This is a genomic window from Flavobacterium sp. LC2016-13, from assembly GCF_009707955.1.
Classification (GTDB): Bacteria; Bacteroidota; Bacteroidia; order Flavobacteriales; family Flavobacteriaceae; genus Flavobacterium.
On record NZ_WMDQ01000014.1, the window covers coordinates 88,723 to 106,608 of the forward strand.

At 33.4% G+C, this 17,886-nt stretch carries 16 protein-coding genes; 9 read left to right on the forward strand and 7 right to left on the reverse strand.

What is annotated here, in order from left to right; all coding sequences use genetic code 11:
* The first annotated feature begins 126 nt into the window (after window positions 1-126).
* Entirely contained in the window at window positions 127-855 is a 729-nt protein-coding gene (locus GKZ86_RS25495; RefSeq protein WP_228526639.1) for a hypothetical protein, read from the forward strand.
* 44 nt (window positions 856-899) lie between these two features.
* Here GKZ86_RS25495 and hemL read toward each other — a convergent pair whose 3' ends face one another.
* From hemL to GKZ86_RS22085, 4 genes are read right to left on the reverse strand one after another with little or no spacing between them, the layout of a single operon-like run.
* Entirely contained in the window at window positions 900-2,186 is a 1,287-nt protein-coding gene (gene hemL, locus GKZ86_RS22070; RefSeq protein ID WP_154785210.1) for a glutamate-1-semialdehyde 2,1-aminomutase, read from the reverse strand.
* A 55-nt stretch (window positions 2,187-2,241) separates the two neighbouring features.
* Complete coding sequence (locus GKZ86_RS22075; RefSeq protein ID WP_154785211.1) at window positions 2,242-3,132, reverse strand: glucosaminidase domain-containing protein; 891 nt, start codon at window positions 3,130-3,132, stop codon at window positions 2,242-2,244.
* Complete coding sequence (locus GKZ86_RS22080) at window positions 3,125-4,021, reverse strand: 1-aminocyclopropane-1-carboxylate deaminase/D-cysteine desulfhydrase (RefSeq protein ID WP_154785212.1); 897 nt, start codon at window positions 4,019-4,021, stop codon at window positions 3,125-3,127. Before GKZ86_RS22080 ends, GKZ86_RS22075 begins: the two co-directional genes overlap by 8 nt.
* Window positions 4,022-4,029: 8 nt before the next feature.
* Window positions 4,030-4,365 (reverse strand): hypothetical protein, encoded by a 336-nt coding sequence (locus GKZ86_RS22085; protein ID WP_154785213.1) that lies wholly within the window; start codon window positions 4,363-4,365, stop codon window positions 4,030-4,032.
* Window positions 4,366-4,482: 117 nt separating this feature from the next.
* Here GKZ86_RS22085 and GKZ86_RS22090 point away from each other — a divergent pair, with 117 nt between their 5' ends.
* From GKZ86_RS22090 to ilvA, 5 genes are all read left to right on the forward strand, one after another.
* Window positions 4,483-4,665 carry a DUF5522 domain-containing protein gene (locus GKZ86_RS22090; RefSeq protein WP_059115986.1) on the forward strand — a complete coding sequence of 61 codons (183 nt, stop codon included), beginning with the start codon at window positions 4,483-4,485 and terminating at the stop codon, window positions 4,663-4,665.
* A gap of 18 nt (window positions 4,666-4,683) precedes the next feature.
* Window positions 4,684-5,658 (forward strand): D-glycerate dehydrogenase, encoded by a 975-nt coding sequence (locus tag GKZ86_RS22095; protein ID WP_154785214.1) that lies wholly within the window; start codon window positions 4,684-4,686, stop codon window positions 5,656-5,658.
* 258 nt (window positions 5,659-5,916) lie between these two features.
* Entirely contained in the window at window positions 5,917-7,893 is a 1,977-nt protein-coding gene (locus GKZ86_RS22100; RefSeq protein WP_154785215.1) for a urocanate hydratase, read from the forward strand.
* A gap of 68 nt (window positions 7,894-7,961) precedes the next feature.
* Window positions 7,962-8,498: a DUF4136 domain-containing protein gene (locus tag GKZ86_RS22105; RefSeq protein ID WP_154785216.1), complete on the forward strand. Its 537-nt coding sequence runs from the start codon at window positions 7,962-7,964 to the stop codon at window positions 8,496-8,498.
* Between the two features lie 277 nt (window positions 8,499-8,775).
* Window positions 8,776-10,020: a threonine ammonia-lyase IlvA gene (ilvA, locus tag GKZ86_RS22110; RefSeq protein ID WP_154785217.1), complete on the forward strand. Its 1,245-nt coding sequence runs from the start codon at window positions 8,776-8,778 to the stop codon at window positions 10,018-10,020.
* Window positions 10,021-10,105: 85 nt separating this feature from the next.
* Here ilvA and GKZ86_RS22115 read toward each other — a convergent pair whose 3' ends face one another.
* Window positions 10,106-12,496 (reverse strand): RICIN domain-containing protein, encoded by a 2,391-nt coding sequence (locus GKZ86_RS22115; protein ID WP_154785218.1) that lies wholly within the window; start codon window positions 12,494-12,496, stop codon window positions 10,106-10,108.
* Between the two features lie 384 nt (window positions 12,497-12,880).
* Between GKZ86_RS22115 and GKZ86_RS22120 the strand changes: the two genes are divergently transcribed.
* The gene (locus GKZ86_RS22120; protein ID WP_154785219.1) at window positions 12,881-13,264 is read left to right on the forward strand and encodes a group III truncated hemoglobin; all 384 of its coding nucleotides are present in this window, start codon (window positions 12,881-12,883) and stop codon (window positions 13,262-13,264) included.
* Window positions 13,265-13,269: 5 nt separating this feature from the next.
* On the opposite strand, the gene GKZ86_RS22125 is transcribed toward GKZ86_RS22120, so the two are convergent.
* Window positions 13,270-14,352, reverse strand: a complete 1,083-nt coding sequence (locus GKZ86_RS22125) for a DKNYY domain-containing protein (protein ID WP_154785220.1) — start codon at window positions 14,350-14,352, stop codon at window positions 13,270-13,272.
* A gap of 238 nt (window positions 14,353-14,590) precedes the next feature.
* On the opposite strand from GKZ86_RS22125, the gene GKZ86_RS22130 reads away from it, so the two are divergent.
* Window positions 14,591-16,357 carry an aromatic amino acid hydroxylase gene (locus GKZ86_RS22130; RefSeq protein ID WP_154785221.1) on the forward strand — a complete coding sequence of 589 codons (1,767 nt, stop codon included), beginning with the start codon at window positions 14,591-14,593 and terminating at the stop codon, window positions 16,355-16,357.
* Window positions 16,358-16,587: 230 nt separating this feature from the next.
* Here the strand turns inward: GKZ86_RS22130 and GKZ86_RS22135 are convergent, their stop codons facing one another.
* On the reverse strand, window positions 16,588-17,214 hold the full coding sequence (locus tag GKZ86_RS22135) for a DUF4230 domain-containing protein (RefSeq protein WP_154785222.1): 627 nt from the start codon (window positions 17,212-17,214) through the stop codon (window positions 16,588-16,590).
* Window positions 17,215-17,418: 204 nt separating this feature from the next.
* Here GKZ86_RS22135 and GKZ86_RS22140 point away from each other — a divergent pair, with 204 nt between their 5' ends.
* Entirely contained in the window at window positions 17,419-17,793 is a 375-nt protein-coding gene (locus tag GKZ86_RS22140; RefSeq protein ID WP_133509543.1) for an STAS/SEC14 domain-containing protein, read from the forward strand.
* Window positions 17,794-17,886: the final 93 nt, after the last annotated feature.

Consider the following 17,886-nt stretch of genomic DNA (forward strand, 5'->3'; position numbering starts at 1 on the left):
TATTTTCAAAAAATCTTTTATGCTTTCATTAATAACTTCTGTTAAATAAAAGATAAATCTGACAATCCAATTAAACTTAGCAAACTCTTTGAAGTCTAATTGGTATAAACCTAAAAAAAATAGACTATGAAAAAATTATTTATCGCAGCTTTATTATTCGTTGGAATAGTAAGTTTTGCACAAGATGTCAATCAGAAATCGACACGTGATCAAAGAGAAAAATTAACTCCGGAACAACGTAATGAAAAACATTTACAAAAACTGACTTCTGATTTAAGTTTGGATAAAAAACAACAAGAACAAGTAAAACAGCTTTTAGCAGAAAGAAGTGCTAAAGCAGAAAAATTTAAAGATTCCAGAAAAGACAGTAAAACAAAACCAACTGATGCGGAAAGAGAAGCTTTTAAAAAACAAATGAAAGCTGAAAAAGAAGCAACTGATGCTAAAATGAAAGCGATTTTAAATGCTGATCAATATACTAAATGGACTGCACTTAAAAAAGAACACAAAGGCGATCATAAAGGACACGGAGATCATAAAACGCCGCAAGAACGTGATCAGGCACATTTGCAAAAATTAACAACAGACTTAAACTTAAGTGCTGCTCAGCAAAAACAAGTTGGCGAACTTTTATCTGACAGAAGTACTAAAATGGCAATGCTTAAAAAAAGCAGAGGTGACGCAAAGCCAACTGATGCAGAGAAAAAAGCCATGAAAAAACAAATGGAAGAAGATCATAAAGCTTATGATGTAAAAATGAAATCTATTTTGAATGCAGATCAATATAAAAAATGGACCGCGATTCAAAAAGAGCATAAAGACAAAATGAAAGATCACCGAAAAGATAAAATGTAATTGAGATCAAAAAAAAGAGGCTTTAAAAGCCTCTTTTTTGTTATTTAAAATGTTTTCGAAACCTTATCGATCGCATTAATAGTAAAATCTAAATCTTCATACGTTAAAGCATCTGTAATAAACCAAGTTTCGTATGCTGATGGCGCAATATAAATTCCTTCCTGCAATAATCCGTGGAAGAATTTCTTAAATGTTTCGTTATCTCCTTTTGCAGCCGTTTGAAAATCTGTAACCGGATTTGCATCAAAGTGAACAGAAATCATAGAACCTACTCTATTGATGGTAAAAACAACATTGTTAGCTTTTAAAACCCTGTCAATTCCTGCTTCTAAATAAGCTGTTTTTTCTTCTAAACGAGTAAATATTTCACGATCATTATTTAATGATTGTAACATTGCTAAACCTGCAGCCATAGCTAACGGATTTCCTGATAAAGTTCCTGCCTGATAAACCGGGCCAAGCGGTGCCAAATAATTCATGATTTCTTCGCGTGCAGCAAAAGCTCCAACCGGAAGTCCACCACCAATTACTTTACCGAAAGTTACAATATCAGCATTGATATTATACAATTCCTGAACTCCACCGCGAGCCAAACGGAAACCCGTCATTACCTCATCAAAAATCAGTAAAATTCCGTTTGCTGTACACAATTTTCTTAAACCTTCAAGGAAACCTTTTTGAGGTGGAATACAACCCATATTTCCTGCAACAGCTTCGATAATAATCGCTGCAATTTCACCTTTATTAGCTTCGATTAAAGTTTTTACATTCTCTAAATCATTGTATTTTGCCAATAAAGTATCTTTTGCAGTTCCTTCTGTAACGCCCGGACTATTTGGTGAACCAAAAGTTACGGCACCGCTTCCAGCCTGAATCAAAAATGAATCAGAATGTCCGTGATAGCAACCTGCAAATTTGATGATTTTATCTCTTTTTGTAAATCCACGTGCCAAACGAATCGCACTCATACAAGCTTCTGTACCAGAATTTACAAATCTAATTTTATCAATATTCGGAACCATAGAAACAGCCAAAGCAGCAATTTCAGTTTCCAGTTCTGTTGGCATTCCAAAAGAAGTTCCAAGTTTTGCTTTTTCGATTACCGCATCAACAACCGGCTGATAAGCGTGACCCAAAACCATTGGTCCCCAAGAGTTAATGTAATCTATTAATTTATTTCCGTCTTCGTCATATAAATAAGCACCTTTGGCACTTTTTACAAAAATAGGAGTTCCTCCAACCGCTTTAAAGGCTCTTACTGGTGAATTTACTCCTCCCGGAATTACTTTTTCTGCTTCAGCAAAAAGCTGACTACTTCTTTTATATATCATTCTTATATTTTAGATTTCTGATTTTAGATTATAGATTATTTTCAAACTGAAAACTTTACTTAACCTTCAACTTCTGCCCTATCGAAAGCGCATTATCTGTTAGATTATTTTTTTGTTTTAAATCATCAACTAATAAATTGAATTTTTTTGAAATTGAATACAACGTATCGCCTTGTTGCACTTCGTATAAATTAGGATCGTTTGAATTTGAACTTTTGGTTGAACTTGGTGTTTTAGTTGGTGTTGAACCTGATTTCTCAAAAGGTTTATAATCTTTACCCGTAACCTGACAATCATATTGATGCAGATTATAGCGTTCGATATAACTAATTAATTTATCCGGATAATTAGGATCTGTGGCATAACCCGCGGCTCTTAAGCCTTTTGCCCAGGCTTTATAATCGTCTTTTTCGAAAGTAAATAAATTAGCATACCTTTTTTTTCCAACTAAAAATAAGGCATGATCACGATATGATTCTGAAGCTTCTGTATATTTTCTAAAACATTCCTGAGATGCATCATCGTCATGACGAACACTTTCTCCCAGCCAATCACTATGGCATTTAATTCCGAAATGATTATTGGCTTCCATAGCTAAATCTCCTTTTCCTGCTCCCGATTCTAAAATTCCCTGAGCCAGAATAATACTTGCAGGAATACCGTATTTCTGCATATTTCCCATTGCAATATCTTTATATTGCAAAACATAATCTGTAATTACATTGCTGGTTACAACTGTTTTTGATGTAGATTGAATAACCTCAGTTGTATTATTAGTCGATGGATATTTATTAGCAACTGGCTTAGAATTAGTCGGCTTTTTAGTGTTTGCTACTCTTGGTTTTTGAATTGCTGCCGCTTTTTTGGTTGTTGCAACAGCCGGTTTACTAGAAGAACAGCTTGCCAGAGTTGCAATTATGAAAAGTATTATAAATTTTTTAAACATTTTTTCTAAGTGTTGGTAATTTCTTCTGCCTCAACATTATATTCATCCCTTCAATCCCTTGCAATCCGCCTGTGTGAATGAGTAAAATTTTTGAATGCGCAGGAAAATAATTTTTGCTGATTAAATCTATAACGCCAAAAACCATCTTTCCTGTATAAATTGGATCTAAGGGCACTTTATTATCTTCTAAAAATGCATTGATAAACTCAATTAATTCTAAATTTATCTTGCCATAACCTCCAAAATGATAGTCAGAAATTAAATCCCAGTTATCTTGTTTTGCAAAAATACGAATTTCATCTTTTAAAAAGTCACCTTTTAACGCCGGAAACCCTAAAATTTTCTGATTTGGCAATGCACTATTAATTAATCCTGAAATAGTTCCGCCCGTTCCAACAGCGCAACAAACGTAATTAAAAACCGCATCCTCATCGGTTAAAATTTCTTCACAGCCTTTTACAGCGAGTTCGTTTGTGCCGCCTTCCGGTACTAAATAAAAATCGCCAAACTTGTTTTTCAGCTTTTCTATAAAAGATTCTTCGTTTTTTAAACGATACTCTTCTCTTGAAACAAATTCAAATTGCATTCCGTTTTCCTGAGCGAATTTTAAAGTTGGATTTCCTTCAATTTTATCAAAAAGTTCATCGCCCCGAATTATTCCAATTGTTTTTAAACCCTGCTCTTTTCCTGCAAAAGCAACTGCAGCAATATGATTCGAAAAGGCACCGCCAAAAGTCAGTAAAGTATCTTTGTTTTCGGCTTTCGCCTGAAGTAAATTGTATTTTAGTTTTCTAAATTTATTTCCTGAAACAAACGGGTGAATTAAGTCTTCACGTTTTATTGTCAAAGAGATTTCGTTCGGAAAAGTGATATGAATTTCTTGGTTCAAAATCGGTTTTATTTTAAATGGATGTAATGCAGAAACTGATAAAATTTTCGGTTTTTCAAATAATTTAAATCCTTTTCATTTGCGTAAGCTTCTCTTTCAAAACTAATATTTCTATATGCTAAATCCTTATTTTTATATTGTATTAAGCGAACTAAATATTCTGAAAAATACCAAATAAAAAAGGGAAGAATCAGCATTTCTAATTGTTGTTTTAAATGTATTTTTTCGTGATTTACAAAAGTTCGATTTCCTTTATCAAAATCATATTTCATTAAAACAAACGGAAACACAGCCATTCCCCGATATCCTTTTGGAATTAAATATTTAGCAACAATCAGAAACATTGGCTGTAAAATTTATAAATTTGTAGCTATAAAATTGTTCGATTTCAATAAAATCACAATCAAATATTTTTATTTTTGATTTTTAAAGTTATCGAAACATGAACGCGAAGCAGATTTATGAAAGAGCAAAGTAATGAAAATAAATTAATCGAAGGCGAAGATTTTTACTATACGCCCGAAGGTTATAAGTGCTTTACTGAAAAACACCACTTAAAAAGAGGCTATTGCTGCAAAAGCGGCTGTCGTCATTGTCCTTATGGATTTGATAAAAAAACAGGGCGAATAAACAAACCGTTATAAAGAATAAAACAATACATAATGAAGGTTTTTATAAACAAAAATATACCCGAGGCAGGCATTTTATTACTTCAGGAAAAAGGCATAAATCTTACCATAAATCCAACGGAAAATGTATTATCGAGAAATGAGTTTATAAAAATCTGTCAGGAAAATGATGTTCTTTTGAATGTTGGAGCCAATAATTTAGATGAAGATTTTTTTGAGCAATGTCCCAATTTAAAAGGCATCGCCTTATTTTCTGTTGGATATGATTCTGTTAATATTCCATCAGCTAATAGCAGAAAAATACCTGTTGGAAATACGCCTGACGTTTTGAGCAGAGCGACATCGGATGTTGCTTTTTTATTGATGCAAAGCGTAGCCAGAAAATCATTTTATAATCACAAAAAAATTATAAACGGAGATTGGGGAAGTTTTAATGCTTTAGAAAATTTAGGACAGGAATTGTATGGAAAGACTCTGGGAATATTAGGTTTAGGCAGAATTGGTTTTGAAATGGCGCAAAAGTGCAAAGCTGCATTTGGAATGAACATTATTTACCACAATCGCTCTCATAATGAAAGTGCCGAAAAAGAACTTGACGCTACATTTGTAGATTTTGAAACGCTACTTTTGCAAAGTGACGTTTTGAGCATTCATGCTAATTATTCTGCAGAAAATAATGAACTCTTTAATAAAAATGCTTTTGGTAAAATGAAACGCAATGCTATTTTCATCAATACAGCAAGAGGAAAATTTCATAATGAAGACGATTTGTTTGATGCCCTGACTAATGACATAATCTGGGGCGCGGGACTTGACGTTACCAATCCGGAACCAATGAATAAAAACAATCCGTTATTATCATTGTCAAATTGTTGTATTTTGCCACATATTGGTTCAGCAACATACGAAGCAAGAAATGCAATGGCAGTTTGTGCTGCACAAAATATAATAGCGCTTTTTGAGCATAAAAAAATGCCATTTTGCGTTAATGAAGAAGTTTATTTTTAAATAAAATTCCAATCTAAAATCTAAAATATCATATATGGATATTCGCTCAAGAAAATTTAGGATTAAAATCCACAAATCTTATCATAGGTCGGATATTCGTTATCCTTAGTTTTTTAATTACCAAATTGTCACATTTAAGTTCCAGCGTGACAACATAATTAAAAAAACAAAAAATTAATCTGTTGTTAATCTAGCTACAATATCTTAGTAGCCTAGTTCCGAAGCTTCGGGATAGCAACTTAGTATCTCTAAAAAGAAATGACTTTCAAAGAACAAATACAACAAGGAATTCCATCGATATTACCTTCAAAAGCAGTATACGATTTAGCGATTAACCATGCGCCAAAACGAAAAGAAATTCTTTCTGCAGAAGAAAAAAAACTGGCTCTTAAAAATGCATTGCGCTATTTTGAACCCAAACATCACGCTGAATTAATTCAGGAATTTTCAGAAGAATTAGAAACTTACGGGCGTATTTATATGTATCGTCTACGTCCGGAATACAGAATGTACGCGCGTCCAATTGATGAATATCCGGGAAAATCATTGCAGGCAAAAGCGATTATGCACATGATTCAGAATAATCTGGATTATGCTGTGGCGCAACATCCGCATGAATTGATTACGTATGGCGGAAATGGTGCTGTTTTTCAAAACTGGGCACAATATTTATTGACAATGAAATATTTGTCTGAAATGACAGATGAGCAGACTTTAACGATGTATTCAGGACATCCGATGGGATTATTTCCTTCACATTCTGAAGCACCGAGAGTTGTCGTTACAAACGGAATGGTGATCCCAAATTATTCTAAACCGGACGATTGGGAAAAAATGAATGCTTTGGGCGTTTCGCAATACGGACAAATGACTGCAGGAAGTTATATGTACATTGGCCCACAGGGAATTGTACACGGAACTACAATTACGGTTTTAAATGGTTTCAGAAAAATAAAACAAAATCCGGAAGGAAGTTTATTTGTAACTTCCGGACTTGGCGGAATGTCTGGTGCGCAACCAAAAGCCGGAAATATTGCCGGTTGTATAACAGTCTGCGCCGAAGTAAATCCGAAGATTACTAAAATCCGTCATGAACAAGGATGGATTAATGAAATCGTAACTTCTACAGAAGAATTGATAAAAAGAGTCGCTTCGGCGAAAGCCAATAAAGAAACGGTTTCAATTGCTTATTTAGGAAATGTAGTTGATGTTTGGGAATGTTTCGACAAAGAAAATATCAAAATTGATTTAGGTTCAGATCAAACTTCACTTCATAATCCATGGGCTGGCGGTTATTATCCGGTTGGGATTTCTTTTGAAGAAGCCAATAAAATGATGGCTAAAAATCCGGATTTATTCAAAGAAAAAGTTCAGGAAACTTTACGCCGTCATGCTGCTGCAATAAACAAACATACGGCAAAAGGAACTTACTTTTTTGATTATGGAAATGCGTTTTTACTTGAAGCTTCGCGCGCTGGTGCCGATGTAATGGCAGAAAACAATATCGATTTTAAATATCCGAGTTATGTTCAGGATATTATGGGACCAATGTGTTTTGATTACGGTTTTGGCCCTTTTAGATGGGTTTGTACTTCTGGAAAACCAGAAGATTTACAAAAAACAGATACAATTGCAAGTCAGGTTTTAGAAGAATTGGCGAAAACTTCTCCAAATGAAATTCAGCAACAAATGCAGGACAACATCAAATGGATAAAAGGAGCGCAGGAAAATAAATTGGTTGTAGGTTCTCAGGCTCGTATTTTATACGCTGATGCTGAAGGAAGAATTAAAATTGCAGAAGCTTTTAATCAGGCGATTGCAAAAGGTGAAATTGGAACTGTGGTTTTAGGCCGCGATCACCATGATGTTTCAGGAACTGATTCTCCTTACAGAGAGACTTCTAACATCTATGACGGATCTCGTTTTACGGCAGATATGGCGATTCAAAACGTGATTGGTGACAGCTTTAGAGGGGCAACCTGGGTATCTATACATAATGGCGGCGGAGTTGGCTGGGGAGAGGTTATTAACGGTGGATTTGGTATGGTTCTTGATGGTTCTAAAGAGGCTTCAAAACGTTTAGCATCAATGCTTTTTTGGGATGTTAACAACGGAATTTCAAGACGAAGCTGGGCCAGAAATGACGAAGCTATTTTTGCCATAAAAAGAGCAATGGAAGTTCAGCCTTTATTAAAAGTAACTTTGCCTAATATTGTAGACGAAAGTTTATTTTAATTGATAGTGTCATCCTGAGCGAAGTCGAAGCCTGACAAAGAAACAAGAACATTAAACATTTTAAAAATATGAAAACATTCAAATTAGTACCCGTTTTTTTGCTTTTGATACTAGCCTCTTGCAGCACCGTTAGTGTTTATTCTGATTACGACAAAAACGTAGATTTTGCGCCTTATAAAACGTATGCCTTTTTTAAGCCGGGAATTGATAAAGTCGAAATTTCTGATTTGGATAAAAGAAGAATTCTGCACGCAATAGATACTGAATTACAGGCAAAAGGTTTTACCAAAAGCGAAAATCCTGATTTATTAGTAAACATTTTTACTAAATCGAGAGAACAAGTAAACGTAAACCAATTTAGCGCCGGATGGGGCTATGGTTGGGGATGGGGATGGAATCCTTACATGATGTACGGAAACCAAACTACTGTTTCGACTTCTACAGAAGGAACTTTATTTATTGATTTAATCGATGCCAAAAAGAAAGAAATGATCTGGCAAGGTGAAGGCGTTGGAACTTTAACTAAAAACGTCGATAAAAAAGATGCTAAAGTACAAGAGATTGTAAGCAAAGTTTTGGCACAATATCCTCCGGTTAAAAAATAATTAATACATTTGTTTTTCAGAGAAGAAAAAATGACAAACTTAAATATCATCATTATCGCTATTATTAGCATTATTGCAATTAAGCAATAATGGCGAGGTGTTGTATAAATAAGTAAACAAATACAATTTTATGAAACCTCCCAAATCGGGAGGTTTTTTTATTTTAATGAATATTTAAATAGCCACGAATTACACGAGTTTACATGAATTATTTTTTTGTTTAGTAAAAAAAAAATCAGATAAAATTTGTGGAATTCGTGACCAAAAAAACAATACAATGGATTTATTTAACGAAGTACTTGCCGCAAAAAAGCAACTCGAAGATGTAGTTGCCGCTACTCCACTCACTCAAAATTTGAATCTTTCAGATGAATTTGAATCTACTATTTTATTAAAAAGAGAAGATTTGCAAATTGTCCGGTCGTATAAAATCAGGGGCGCGTACAACAAAATTTCTTCGTTGACAGATATTGAAAAAGCAACCGGAATTGTTTGTGCAAGCGCAGGAAATCATGCGCAAGGCGTCGCTTATTCCTGTAATCTTTTACAAATAAGAGGCAAAATTTATATGCCAAAAACGACTCCGAAACAAAAAGTAAAACAAGTTCAGTTATTCGGAAAATCGTTTGTTGAAATTGTGCTAACCGGAGATACTTTTGATGATGCTTATGCTTCGGCAATGGCAGATGCCATCAAAAATCATAAAATTTTTATACATCCTTTTGATGATGAAAAAGTAATTGCAGGACAAGGAACTGTAGGTTTAGAGATTTTGGAGAGCTTTAAAGAACCTATCGATTATGTTTTTGTTCCGATTGGTGGCGGCGGACTGGCTTCGGGATTATCAGAAGTTTTCAAACATTTAAGCCCTAATACTAAAATTATTGGCGTTGAACCAAAAGGTGCTCCTTCAATGAAAACTTCGATTGAAGAAAATAAAAATACGGCTTTAACAACCATTGATAAATTTGTAGATGGCGCGGCGGTAAAACAAGTTGGAGACAAAACTTTCGAAATTTGCCGTTATAATCTTGAAGATATTATTCTGGTTCCCGAAGGAAAAGTATGCACGACAATTCTTCGATTATACAATGAAGAAGCAATGGTTGTAGAACCTGCAGGAGCCTTGACAATCGCTGCTTTAGATTTTTATGCAGATAAAATAAAAGGCAAAAATGTAGTTTGTGTGGTTAGCGGAAGTAATAATGATATCGAAAGAACTGCCGAAATAAAAGAACGCTCATTGCTTTATGAAGGTTTAATGCATTATTTCATGATTCAGTTTCCGCAACGTCCGGGAGCTTTAAAAGAGTTTGTAAATAATATTTTAGGTCCGGATGATGACATTACCTATTTTCAATTTGCGAAGAAAAACAGTCGTGAAGTTGGATCTGTAGTTGTTGGTTTAGAATTAAAAAACAAAAATGATATTATGTCCATCAAATTGAATATGACAAAAAATGGTTTTGAGTTTCAATATCTAAATGATAACCAGGATTTGTTTACACAATTAATCGGCTAATTAAAAACGAAAAAGGCTGCATGATATGTCATGCAGCCTTTTAAAATCAAAAATAAAATTACTAATTAAATTTCCGATTCCCAGTTTATTGTTTCAGTACTTTTTTAGAATATGATCTCTGGCTATCATTTACTTTAACAACATAAAGTCCTTTTGGTAATTTAGAAATTTCTATTTGAGCTTCATTTCCATTTACAAAATCGACAGTTCTTTTTAATACACTTTGACCCGATACAGAATAAACTTCAACTTGACCTGAACCTGAATTTGGAGTATTAATTTTTAAATAATCATTGGTTGAATTTATGTAAACAGAAAAATCTAATGAAGTCGCTGGTTCTGCCACGCCAACTTTTTTAGCCGTAGATTCAACCTGTACAAGTTGCCATTGTTGGTTTAAATTTGCTGTATAAGCCCAAACCTGAATATTGGCTCCGTTTGCTGTAGAAACATTTTCAACATCTAATGATTTTCCACTGTTTACATTAATGATTTTATAATAACCGCCGCCAAGACTTGTAACTGTCCATTTAAATTCATTTGAAGCAGAGAATGTTCTTTGCTGCACTTTTATTCCATCTGCAGTACTATTATTTTCAGTTGCCAGATACATTCCGGTCGATTTTACAATAATGTAGAAATTTCCGCTTCCGTCAGGAACAAATTTCCAACGTTGATTATTTCCGCCTCCATTTGTAACATCATATTGCTGAATTCTGCCACCGCTTGTTGTCGAATTATCAGCAACATCTAATCCTTTATTACTATTTCTCGAAATAATATTATAATATCCGGGAAAAGTTGATGACGATGTTGTTACAGTTATCGCGCTTGTTGCAGTTTTAGCCCCATCTACAGTTGTTACGGTTATAGTTGCTGTTCCTTGTGAAACTCCAGTTACCAATCCGTTTGAATTTACGCTTGCAACAGCTGTGTTGCTTGAACTCCAGTTTACGTTTTGGTTTGTAGCATTACTTGGTGAAACTGTCGCTGATAATTGCGTTGTCGCTCCCGCTGCAACTGATGCTGAAGCCGGACTCACGCTTACTGCCGTAACCGGAACTGATGAACCTGTTGCCCAATTGAATGTAACCGCTGATGAAGCAGGAACTGAATAATTGAAGGCTGATGATCCTGAAACAACTTTAATTGTATTTGCTCCTCCTGAATTATAAATTACAAGTGCAATTGATCCGTCAGGGTTTTTAAATCCGGCTGAATAAATAGAGCCACTTGTGCTTGAAGAAGAAATTCTTAAAGCACCCGGTTTCACAAATTTTGAGATTTGACCAATAATATAATACGCTACATTTTTAGTATAATTTGTACTATTGTTAACCGTAATAGCGCCTAAACAAGTCGAACATCCGCCTGGAGTACGTGGCCCTAAACTTGAGTTATTTGCTGCATTCCATTCTAATACCGTTTTTGCCCAGTTATTTGTACTACCAATAACTACGTTTTGCATGTGCCAGCCAAAATCTCCGCTAAAACTTCCGCCTGATCCGGTATATTGTTCTGTAAAATATACGTTTTTGTTGGTCGCATTTCTTACTGTTGACATCGCTGAAATATTTCCTAGATACAAGTGAAACGCAGCACCATCAACATAACTGCTGTTGTTTAAAACATCTATAGGATAAGCTGTATTATCGCAATTGTGATCAAAAGCTATGATTTTTATATTTCCGTAACCTGCAGTTGCCATTTGTGGCCCAAGTTGTTGATTAATAAAATTCTTTTGTTCTGTAGAATTCATTAACATACTTGGCTCATTATTTGGGTTTTCCGGTTCGTTTTGAGGCGTGATTCCCCAAATCGAAATTCCTTGTGCCTGCATCGCTGCAAAGTATTTTACAAAATATCTCGCATAGGCAGCATAATATTGTGTTTGCAAACTTCCGCCAACCCATGAATTATTGGTTTTCATCCAACGCGGTGCTGACCACGGCGTTGCCAATATTTTTATATTAGGATTAATAAGCAAAATCTTTTTTATAAATGGAACTAAATAAGTCAAATCCGGTCCGTTAAGACTGAAATTGTTCATATTTACATCGCCCGAAGTTTCGTTATAACTATAAGAAGAGCTGCTTAAATCAGAAGCACCAATACTAATTCTGACAACGTTCGCATTTAATCCCGTAGTTGGATTATACAAATCATTAAGTAATTGATTTTGTTGTGTGGCAGCCATTCCGCTAATAACTTCGCAACTACCTTCGGTAAGTGTATAACCAAATCCATCCATGGTTTGATAAGTTGTTGCTGCATTAATTGTAACTGTAGAAGGATTTGTTCCTGAATTTGCTCCAAAGCCAACAGTCGCTTGCTGTTGCAATAGTTTTGTCTGGTCTCCTGATGTTATCCAAGGCGTAACAGTTTGAGCATTAGTAATAAACGAAGTCATAATAATGATATACATTATTAAGGTAAACTTCATTCGGTTTTGTGGTTTTTGGGTAATTTTCTTCATTGTTTTTTGATTTTTTAATAATTAAATTTTTCTCATTTTTTAAGATTAATATTATTAATTCACATCAATATTATGTCAAAAATAATTAAAATAGCAATTATTTAACTTTACAAAAACCCATCATTTTGAAATTTAAACCTTACAAAAACTTATCAACTTTTTTTTCAATTTATTGAATATCAATTTATTGAATAATTTAAAAACAGCTAAAATCTTACTTTAATTTTAAGCTATTACATATCAAACGATTAAACAGAGAATTAAGTTTCTAAAATCCGTTTATAGCTGCTTTTTTACACTAATTAATAATTGGAAAATGACAAATATCAGTGAATAGACAGAAAGTTAAATCGTATTTTTGCAATTCATTTATACCACAAAAACATGACAACTCTTAAAGATATTTCTAATATAGAAGACATACAACAAATGGTTAATACTTTCTATGATAATGTTAGAAAGGATGACTTAATTGGACCCATTTTCAATGATAAATTACAAGATCGCTGGTCTGAACATTTGCAAAAAATGTATGGTTTTTGGCAAACGATTCTATTTGATGTTCGTGCATACTCAGGAACTCCTTTTCCACCACACAAACAATTATCGGTAGATAAAACGCATTTTGATCGTTGGATTCAACTATTTAATACAACAATTGACGCTCAGTTTTCAGGACCAATTACCGAAGAGGCAAAAATGCGAGCTACAAATATGGCATATATGTTCAACCATAAAATTGATTATTTCAGGAATTTAGAAAAATAATTTTTCTATTTTTTCTTTGCAGTTATGATTTGTCCATTTTTGTATTGATGTTTCCCATCTTCCCAAACACCATATTCTGAGGTTTGTTTAAACGTTTCAGGATTTGCTCCTTTTAAGATATCATTCTTAAAGTAAACATGTTTAGCGTCTTTTGAATATTCATTTGAAATAATTTTGAAACTTGAATAATCGGCTTCAATGATTTTTTTACAATCATAATAAACACTATTCTTGTCTTTTGAGAAATTATAATCTAATACTTCAAAAGTTTTTACATCAATTTCAGGAAACATAATCCCTTTGTTAATCAAAACATTATCAACAACTATTGTCCAATAATCTATTTTTTCTACTGCAGTAATGGAGTCGAAAGTATTAAGTTCAAATTCAGCCTTTGTAAAAGCAGAAACGACTGAATTACCAATCTGAACATACGTTTCATTGATAGGATGAATTTCACCATCGATCATTTTATGTTTTCGAATAACCTCATCAACTTCCAACGTTTCTATTCCTTCACCTCTATAACTGATAATAGCATAAATAAAATTGGCATCAACGGCAATTGCGTCATTTAAAGGCCTGAAAGTATCCGGATTACCTTCAACTTTTTTATTTTTAAAATAAACAGAATTCGCATCTTTAAACCAATAATTACGTCGGTAATCTTTAATTGACGGATCTAATAACTGATACGTTTTTGGGTCTGCACCATCAACAATTTCCAGTTCGTCAAATTTTTTACCGTTAACATTGTATACGTGATTCTTATCTTTAATAACAAAAGCATCAATTTTAAAAGTATCAAAATCAACTGATTGTTTTTTTCCTTTCCAGAATACATTCATATTATCTTTTCCAAAATCTTCATTTATAGGCTCAAAAGTGGAAACATCTGCATTAGATTCAAAATAACCTAACTCAAACCAATTACCCATTGGTGAGTAAACAATTAGATTTTTTCTGTAATGATGAAAATAGGAATTTGAGACTTTTAAATTTACGGGGTCTCCTATTTTAAATAGAAAAAACCTAATGCCAAAAAAGCCTAAAATAATTATTGATAAAACGATAAGTAAAACTTTCATGTTTGTGTAATTTCAAATAATACTATCTGTAAATCTAACTAATTTTTAATACTATTCTAATAGTTGCATTTTATTTAAAAAAAACAGAAGAAAAGACTCGAATGTAATTTTAGCTGAAAGGAAATAAATTAAAGATTGTGTAATAAAATGATCTTAATATTAAAAATCTCTATTAAAAAAAATTATTTTAGTACTCTAAATTCGTAATTTTACATTCTTAATCTACAACGTTTTCGAAATGAACGCAAATATTGAAACAAATCCGTTATTAGAAAGATTGCCTAAACACTTAAAGCAATTTATTAAACCTCAAGATTATAGCGATTATACGCCAATTAATCAGGCGGTTTGGCGATATGTTATGCGCAAAAATGTAGATTATTTATCGAAAGTCGCACATCATTCTTATTTAGATGGTTTGAAAAAAACGGGAATCGAGATTGATTCTATTCCGAGTATGTACGGAATGAACCGAATTTTGACTGAAATTGGCTGGGCTGCAGTTGCCGTGGACGGATTTATTCCGCCAAATGCTTTTATGGAGTTTCAGGCTTATAATGTTTTGGTTATTGCATCAGATATTCGTCAGCTTGAACATATAGAATATACGCCTGCTCCGGATATTATTCACGAAGGTGCCGGCCACGCTCCTATTATTGCAAATCCGGAATATGCCGAATATTTACGCCGTTTTGGTGAAATTGGCTGCAAAGCAATTTCATCTCACAAAGATTATCAAATGTATGAAGCAATTCGTTTGCTTTCTATTTTGAAAGAAGCCGAAGATACGCCTCAGGAAAAAATTGACGCTGCCGAAAAAGCGGTTGCCGATTTACAAAATAATATGGGCGAATTATCTGAAATGGCCCAAATTAGAAACCTGCATTGGTGGACTGTTGAATATGGTTTGATTGGAACTGTTGAAAACCCGAAAATTTATGGTGCGGGATTACTTTCTTCTATTGGCGAAAGTGCCTGGTGTATGACTGATAATGTAAAGAAAATTCCTTATGATATCTCAGCTGCGAATCAAAATTTTGATATTACGCAGTTGCAGCCTCAACTTTATGTAACGCCAAATTTTTCTTATCTGAGTTTGATTTTAGAAGAGTTTGCAAATAAAATGGCTTTGAGAACCGGAGGTCTTTCGGGAATTAAAAAATTAGTTCAATCGAATGCTTTAGGTACAATTGAATTGAGTACAGGTTTACAAATTTCAGGCGTTTTTACGAATGTTATTGAAGAAGAAGGAAAACCGGTTTACATTCAAACTACCGGAAAAACGGCTTTATCGTATCGTGAAAAAGAATTGGTTGGTCACGGAACTTTAACACATCCTGATGGATTTGGAAGTCCGATTGGAAAACTAAAAGGTTTCAATTTAGCAATTGAAGATATGAGTCCTAAAGATTTACAGGCTTACAGCATTGTTGAAAATGAAACGGTAAAACTGGAATTTGAAGGTAATATTATTGTTGAAGGTGAAATTATTACAGGTTCAAGAAACTTACACGGAGAAATTATTTTAATCAGTTTTAGAAATTGTACTGTAACGCACGGCGAAACAATTTTGTTTCTGCCAGAATGGGGAAATTATGATATGGCAATTGGTAAAAAAGTGGTTTCTGCTTTTTCCGGTCCAGCCGATGTAAATAGTTTTGACCTTATTGATAATGTCCCAAAAACGACAACTATAAAAGCAAAACATTCAGACGAACGCGATGATTTAGAAGTGCTATATCAAACGGTTCGTATGATTAGAGAAAATAAGGATTCTAAATCAGAACTAAAAGCTGTTTTTGAAAAACTAAAAAACAATCACGCTAACGATTGGTTATTGTCTGTTGAAATTGCTGAACTTTTGAAAGATTCAGAAGAGAAACAACTTTTACAGGAAGTATTGGTTTATCTTGATCAATTAAAAGAAAAACGTCCTGAAATTGCACATTTAATTTCTGGTGGTTTGGATTTGATTTTTGATAGTTCGTTGCCACAAAGGCACTAAGGCGCAAAGTTTTACTAAATTTATTTCACGCAGATTTTGCAGATTTAAGCTGATCTGCACAGATTTGAACTTATAGTTGTCATTTCGACGAAGGAGAAATCTCCGCAAGTAAGTCCGCAATGAGAATCCAATCTTTGTCGAGCTTCTTGCGGAGATTTCTCCTTCGTCGAAATGACGCAGATTGTGAAAAACTTTGAACCTTTGTAACTCTGAACCTTTGAACCTTCTTTCTACAATTTCGAATTTAAATCCTGACTCAACTCAGTTTCAGATTCAATTGTTTTTCCATTGTATTGAAGTTTCCAGCCCATTGAATTTGTTAGAATCAAAATCTTGGATAATTCGCTGATTAATCGGTTTTGGGCATTTGTTTTTAGGGAAGATTTATCGATTTTCTTTGCCAGATTTGCTTTTACAGATTTGTTGATTTTATTGTAATCATCTCCCGTAAACGGATTAAGTTTGCTTTGTTCTACATCATAAAACTGAATATCCGGATTAATCGTAATTTCTTCTTTTGGAATATTAAGAATGGTTATTGTTTTATTTTTTTCATCAATATCATATTTCATTTTATGCAAATCGTAGGCTACGGTAACATTTGCATTTACTACAATTAGCGCTTTCTTTTCAAAAGAAACCATGTCCATCAAATACTTTTGTTGGTTTTTATACGTTAGAACTTCAGAGAAATGTCCTTCGGTGACAACCAGTTTTCCAACATTTAGAATTTGTTGCTGAATCAAGTTGGTGTTATAATCGATTGTAGAATCGTCGTTTTTTTTGAACTCACAATATTTAAACGCGAGTACAATTATTAGGATAACTCCAACTAAGGCTAAAATTCTTTTAAGCATAATTTTCATAATAAATTTGATATAGCCAATTTAGGCATTTTTTTATAAAACTCCCGTCATTGTTGCGATGACTTACAAAAAATAATTTGTAACTATTTGCAAACATGGGAATTATATAAAACAAAGTGTTTCTAAAATAAGATTAAACAAGTAGTTGTGTGGTAAGTTTGCCTCAACTCATTTGAACCCCAAATTTAAATTACTATGATAGAGAAAATCAAAGAATTACCATCAAATATGATTGGCTTTAAAACGGCCGGACATATCGTAAGAGGAGATGTAGATTTTGTTACATCTGAAGTTAAACTTTTAATAGATGATACGGAAAAACTAAATTATCTGCTTTTTTTCGATAATTCTCCAACAGATTTTAGTTTGGGAGCGTGGTTGCATGAATCGCTTTTAAGCATCAAAAACCTTTCAAAATGGACTCGTGCTGCAATTGTTACTGATTGTCAGAGAATGATCAATTTTACAATGGTTTTTAATAAAATTATGCCGGGAGAATTTAAAGGTTTTAAAAAAGAAGATTACTTACTGGCGATCGACTGGACTTCAGAAAAAATAGATTTGGAATAAAATTTTGCAAACATTAAATATTGAATTAGTATATAAAAAAAGAGACTCTTATTGGAGTCTCTTTTTTTATGTATTTTATTTATGGTTCAGTAA

Excerpts from the sequence above, each read along its gene's own strand:
- hemL (WP_154785210.1), bottom strand. The coding sequence starts at position 2,186 with ATGATATATAAAAGAAGTAGTCAGCTTTTTGCTGAAGCAGAAAAAGTA.
- GKZ86_RS22100 (WP_154785215.1), top strand. The coding sequence starts at position 5,917 with ATGACTTTCAAAGAACAAATACAACAAGGAATTCCATCGATATTACCT.
- GKZ86_RS22130 (WP_154785221.1), top strand. The coding sequence starts at position 14,591 with ATGAACGCAAATATTGAAACAAATCCGTTATTAGAAAGATTGCCTAAA.
- GKZ86_RS22115 (WP_154785218.1), bottom strand. The coding sequence starts at position 12,496 with ATGAAGAAAATTACCCAAAAACCACAAAACCGAATGAAGTTTACCTTA.
- GKZ86_RS22075 (WP_154785211.1), bottom strand. The coding sequence starts at position 3,132 with ATGTTTAAAAAATTTATAATACTTTTCATAATTGCAACTCTGGCAAGC.
- GKZ86_RS22135 (WP_154785222.1), bottom strand. The coding sequence starts at position 17,214 with ATGCTTAAAAGAATTTTAGCCTTAGTTGGAGTTATCCTAATAATTGTA.
- GKZ86_RS22095 (WP_154785214.1), top strand. The coding sequence starts at position 4,684 with ATGAAGGTTTTTATAAACAAAAATATACCCGAGGCAGGCATTTTATTA.
- GKZ86_RS22125 (WP_154785220.1), bottom strand. The coding sequence starts at position 14,352 with ATGAAAGTTTTACTTATCGTTTTATCAATAATTATTTTAGGCTTTTTT.
- GKZ86_RS22085 (WP_154785213.1), bottom strand. The coding sequence starts at position 4,365 with ATGTTTCTGATTGTTGCTAAATATTTAATTCCAAAAGGATATCGGGGA.
- ilvA (WP_154785217.1), top strand. The coding sequence starts at position 8,776 with ATGGATTTATTTAACGAAGTACTTGCCGCAAAAAAGCAACTCGAAGAT.
- GKZ86_RS22090 (WP_059115986.1), top strand. The coding sequence starts at position 4,483 with ATGAAAGAGCAAAGTAATGAAAATAAATTAATCGAAGGCGAAGATTTT.
- GKZ86_RS22140 (WP_133509543.1), top strand. The coding sequence starts at position 17,419 with ATGATAGAGAAAATCAAAGAATTACCATCAAATATGATTGGCTTTAAA.
- GKZ86_RS25495 (WP_228526639.1), top strand. The coding sequence starts at position 127 with ATGAAAAAATTATTTATCGCAGCTTTATTATTCGTTGGAATAGTAAGT.
- GKZ86_RS22105 (WP_154785216.1), top strand. The coding sequence starts at position 7,962 with ATGAAAACATTCAAATTAGTACCCGTTTTTTTGCTTTTGATACTAGCC.
- GKZ86_RS22120 (WP_154785219.1), top strand. The coding sequence starts at position 12,881 with ATGACAACTCTTAAAGATATTTCTAATATAGAAGACATACAACAAATG.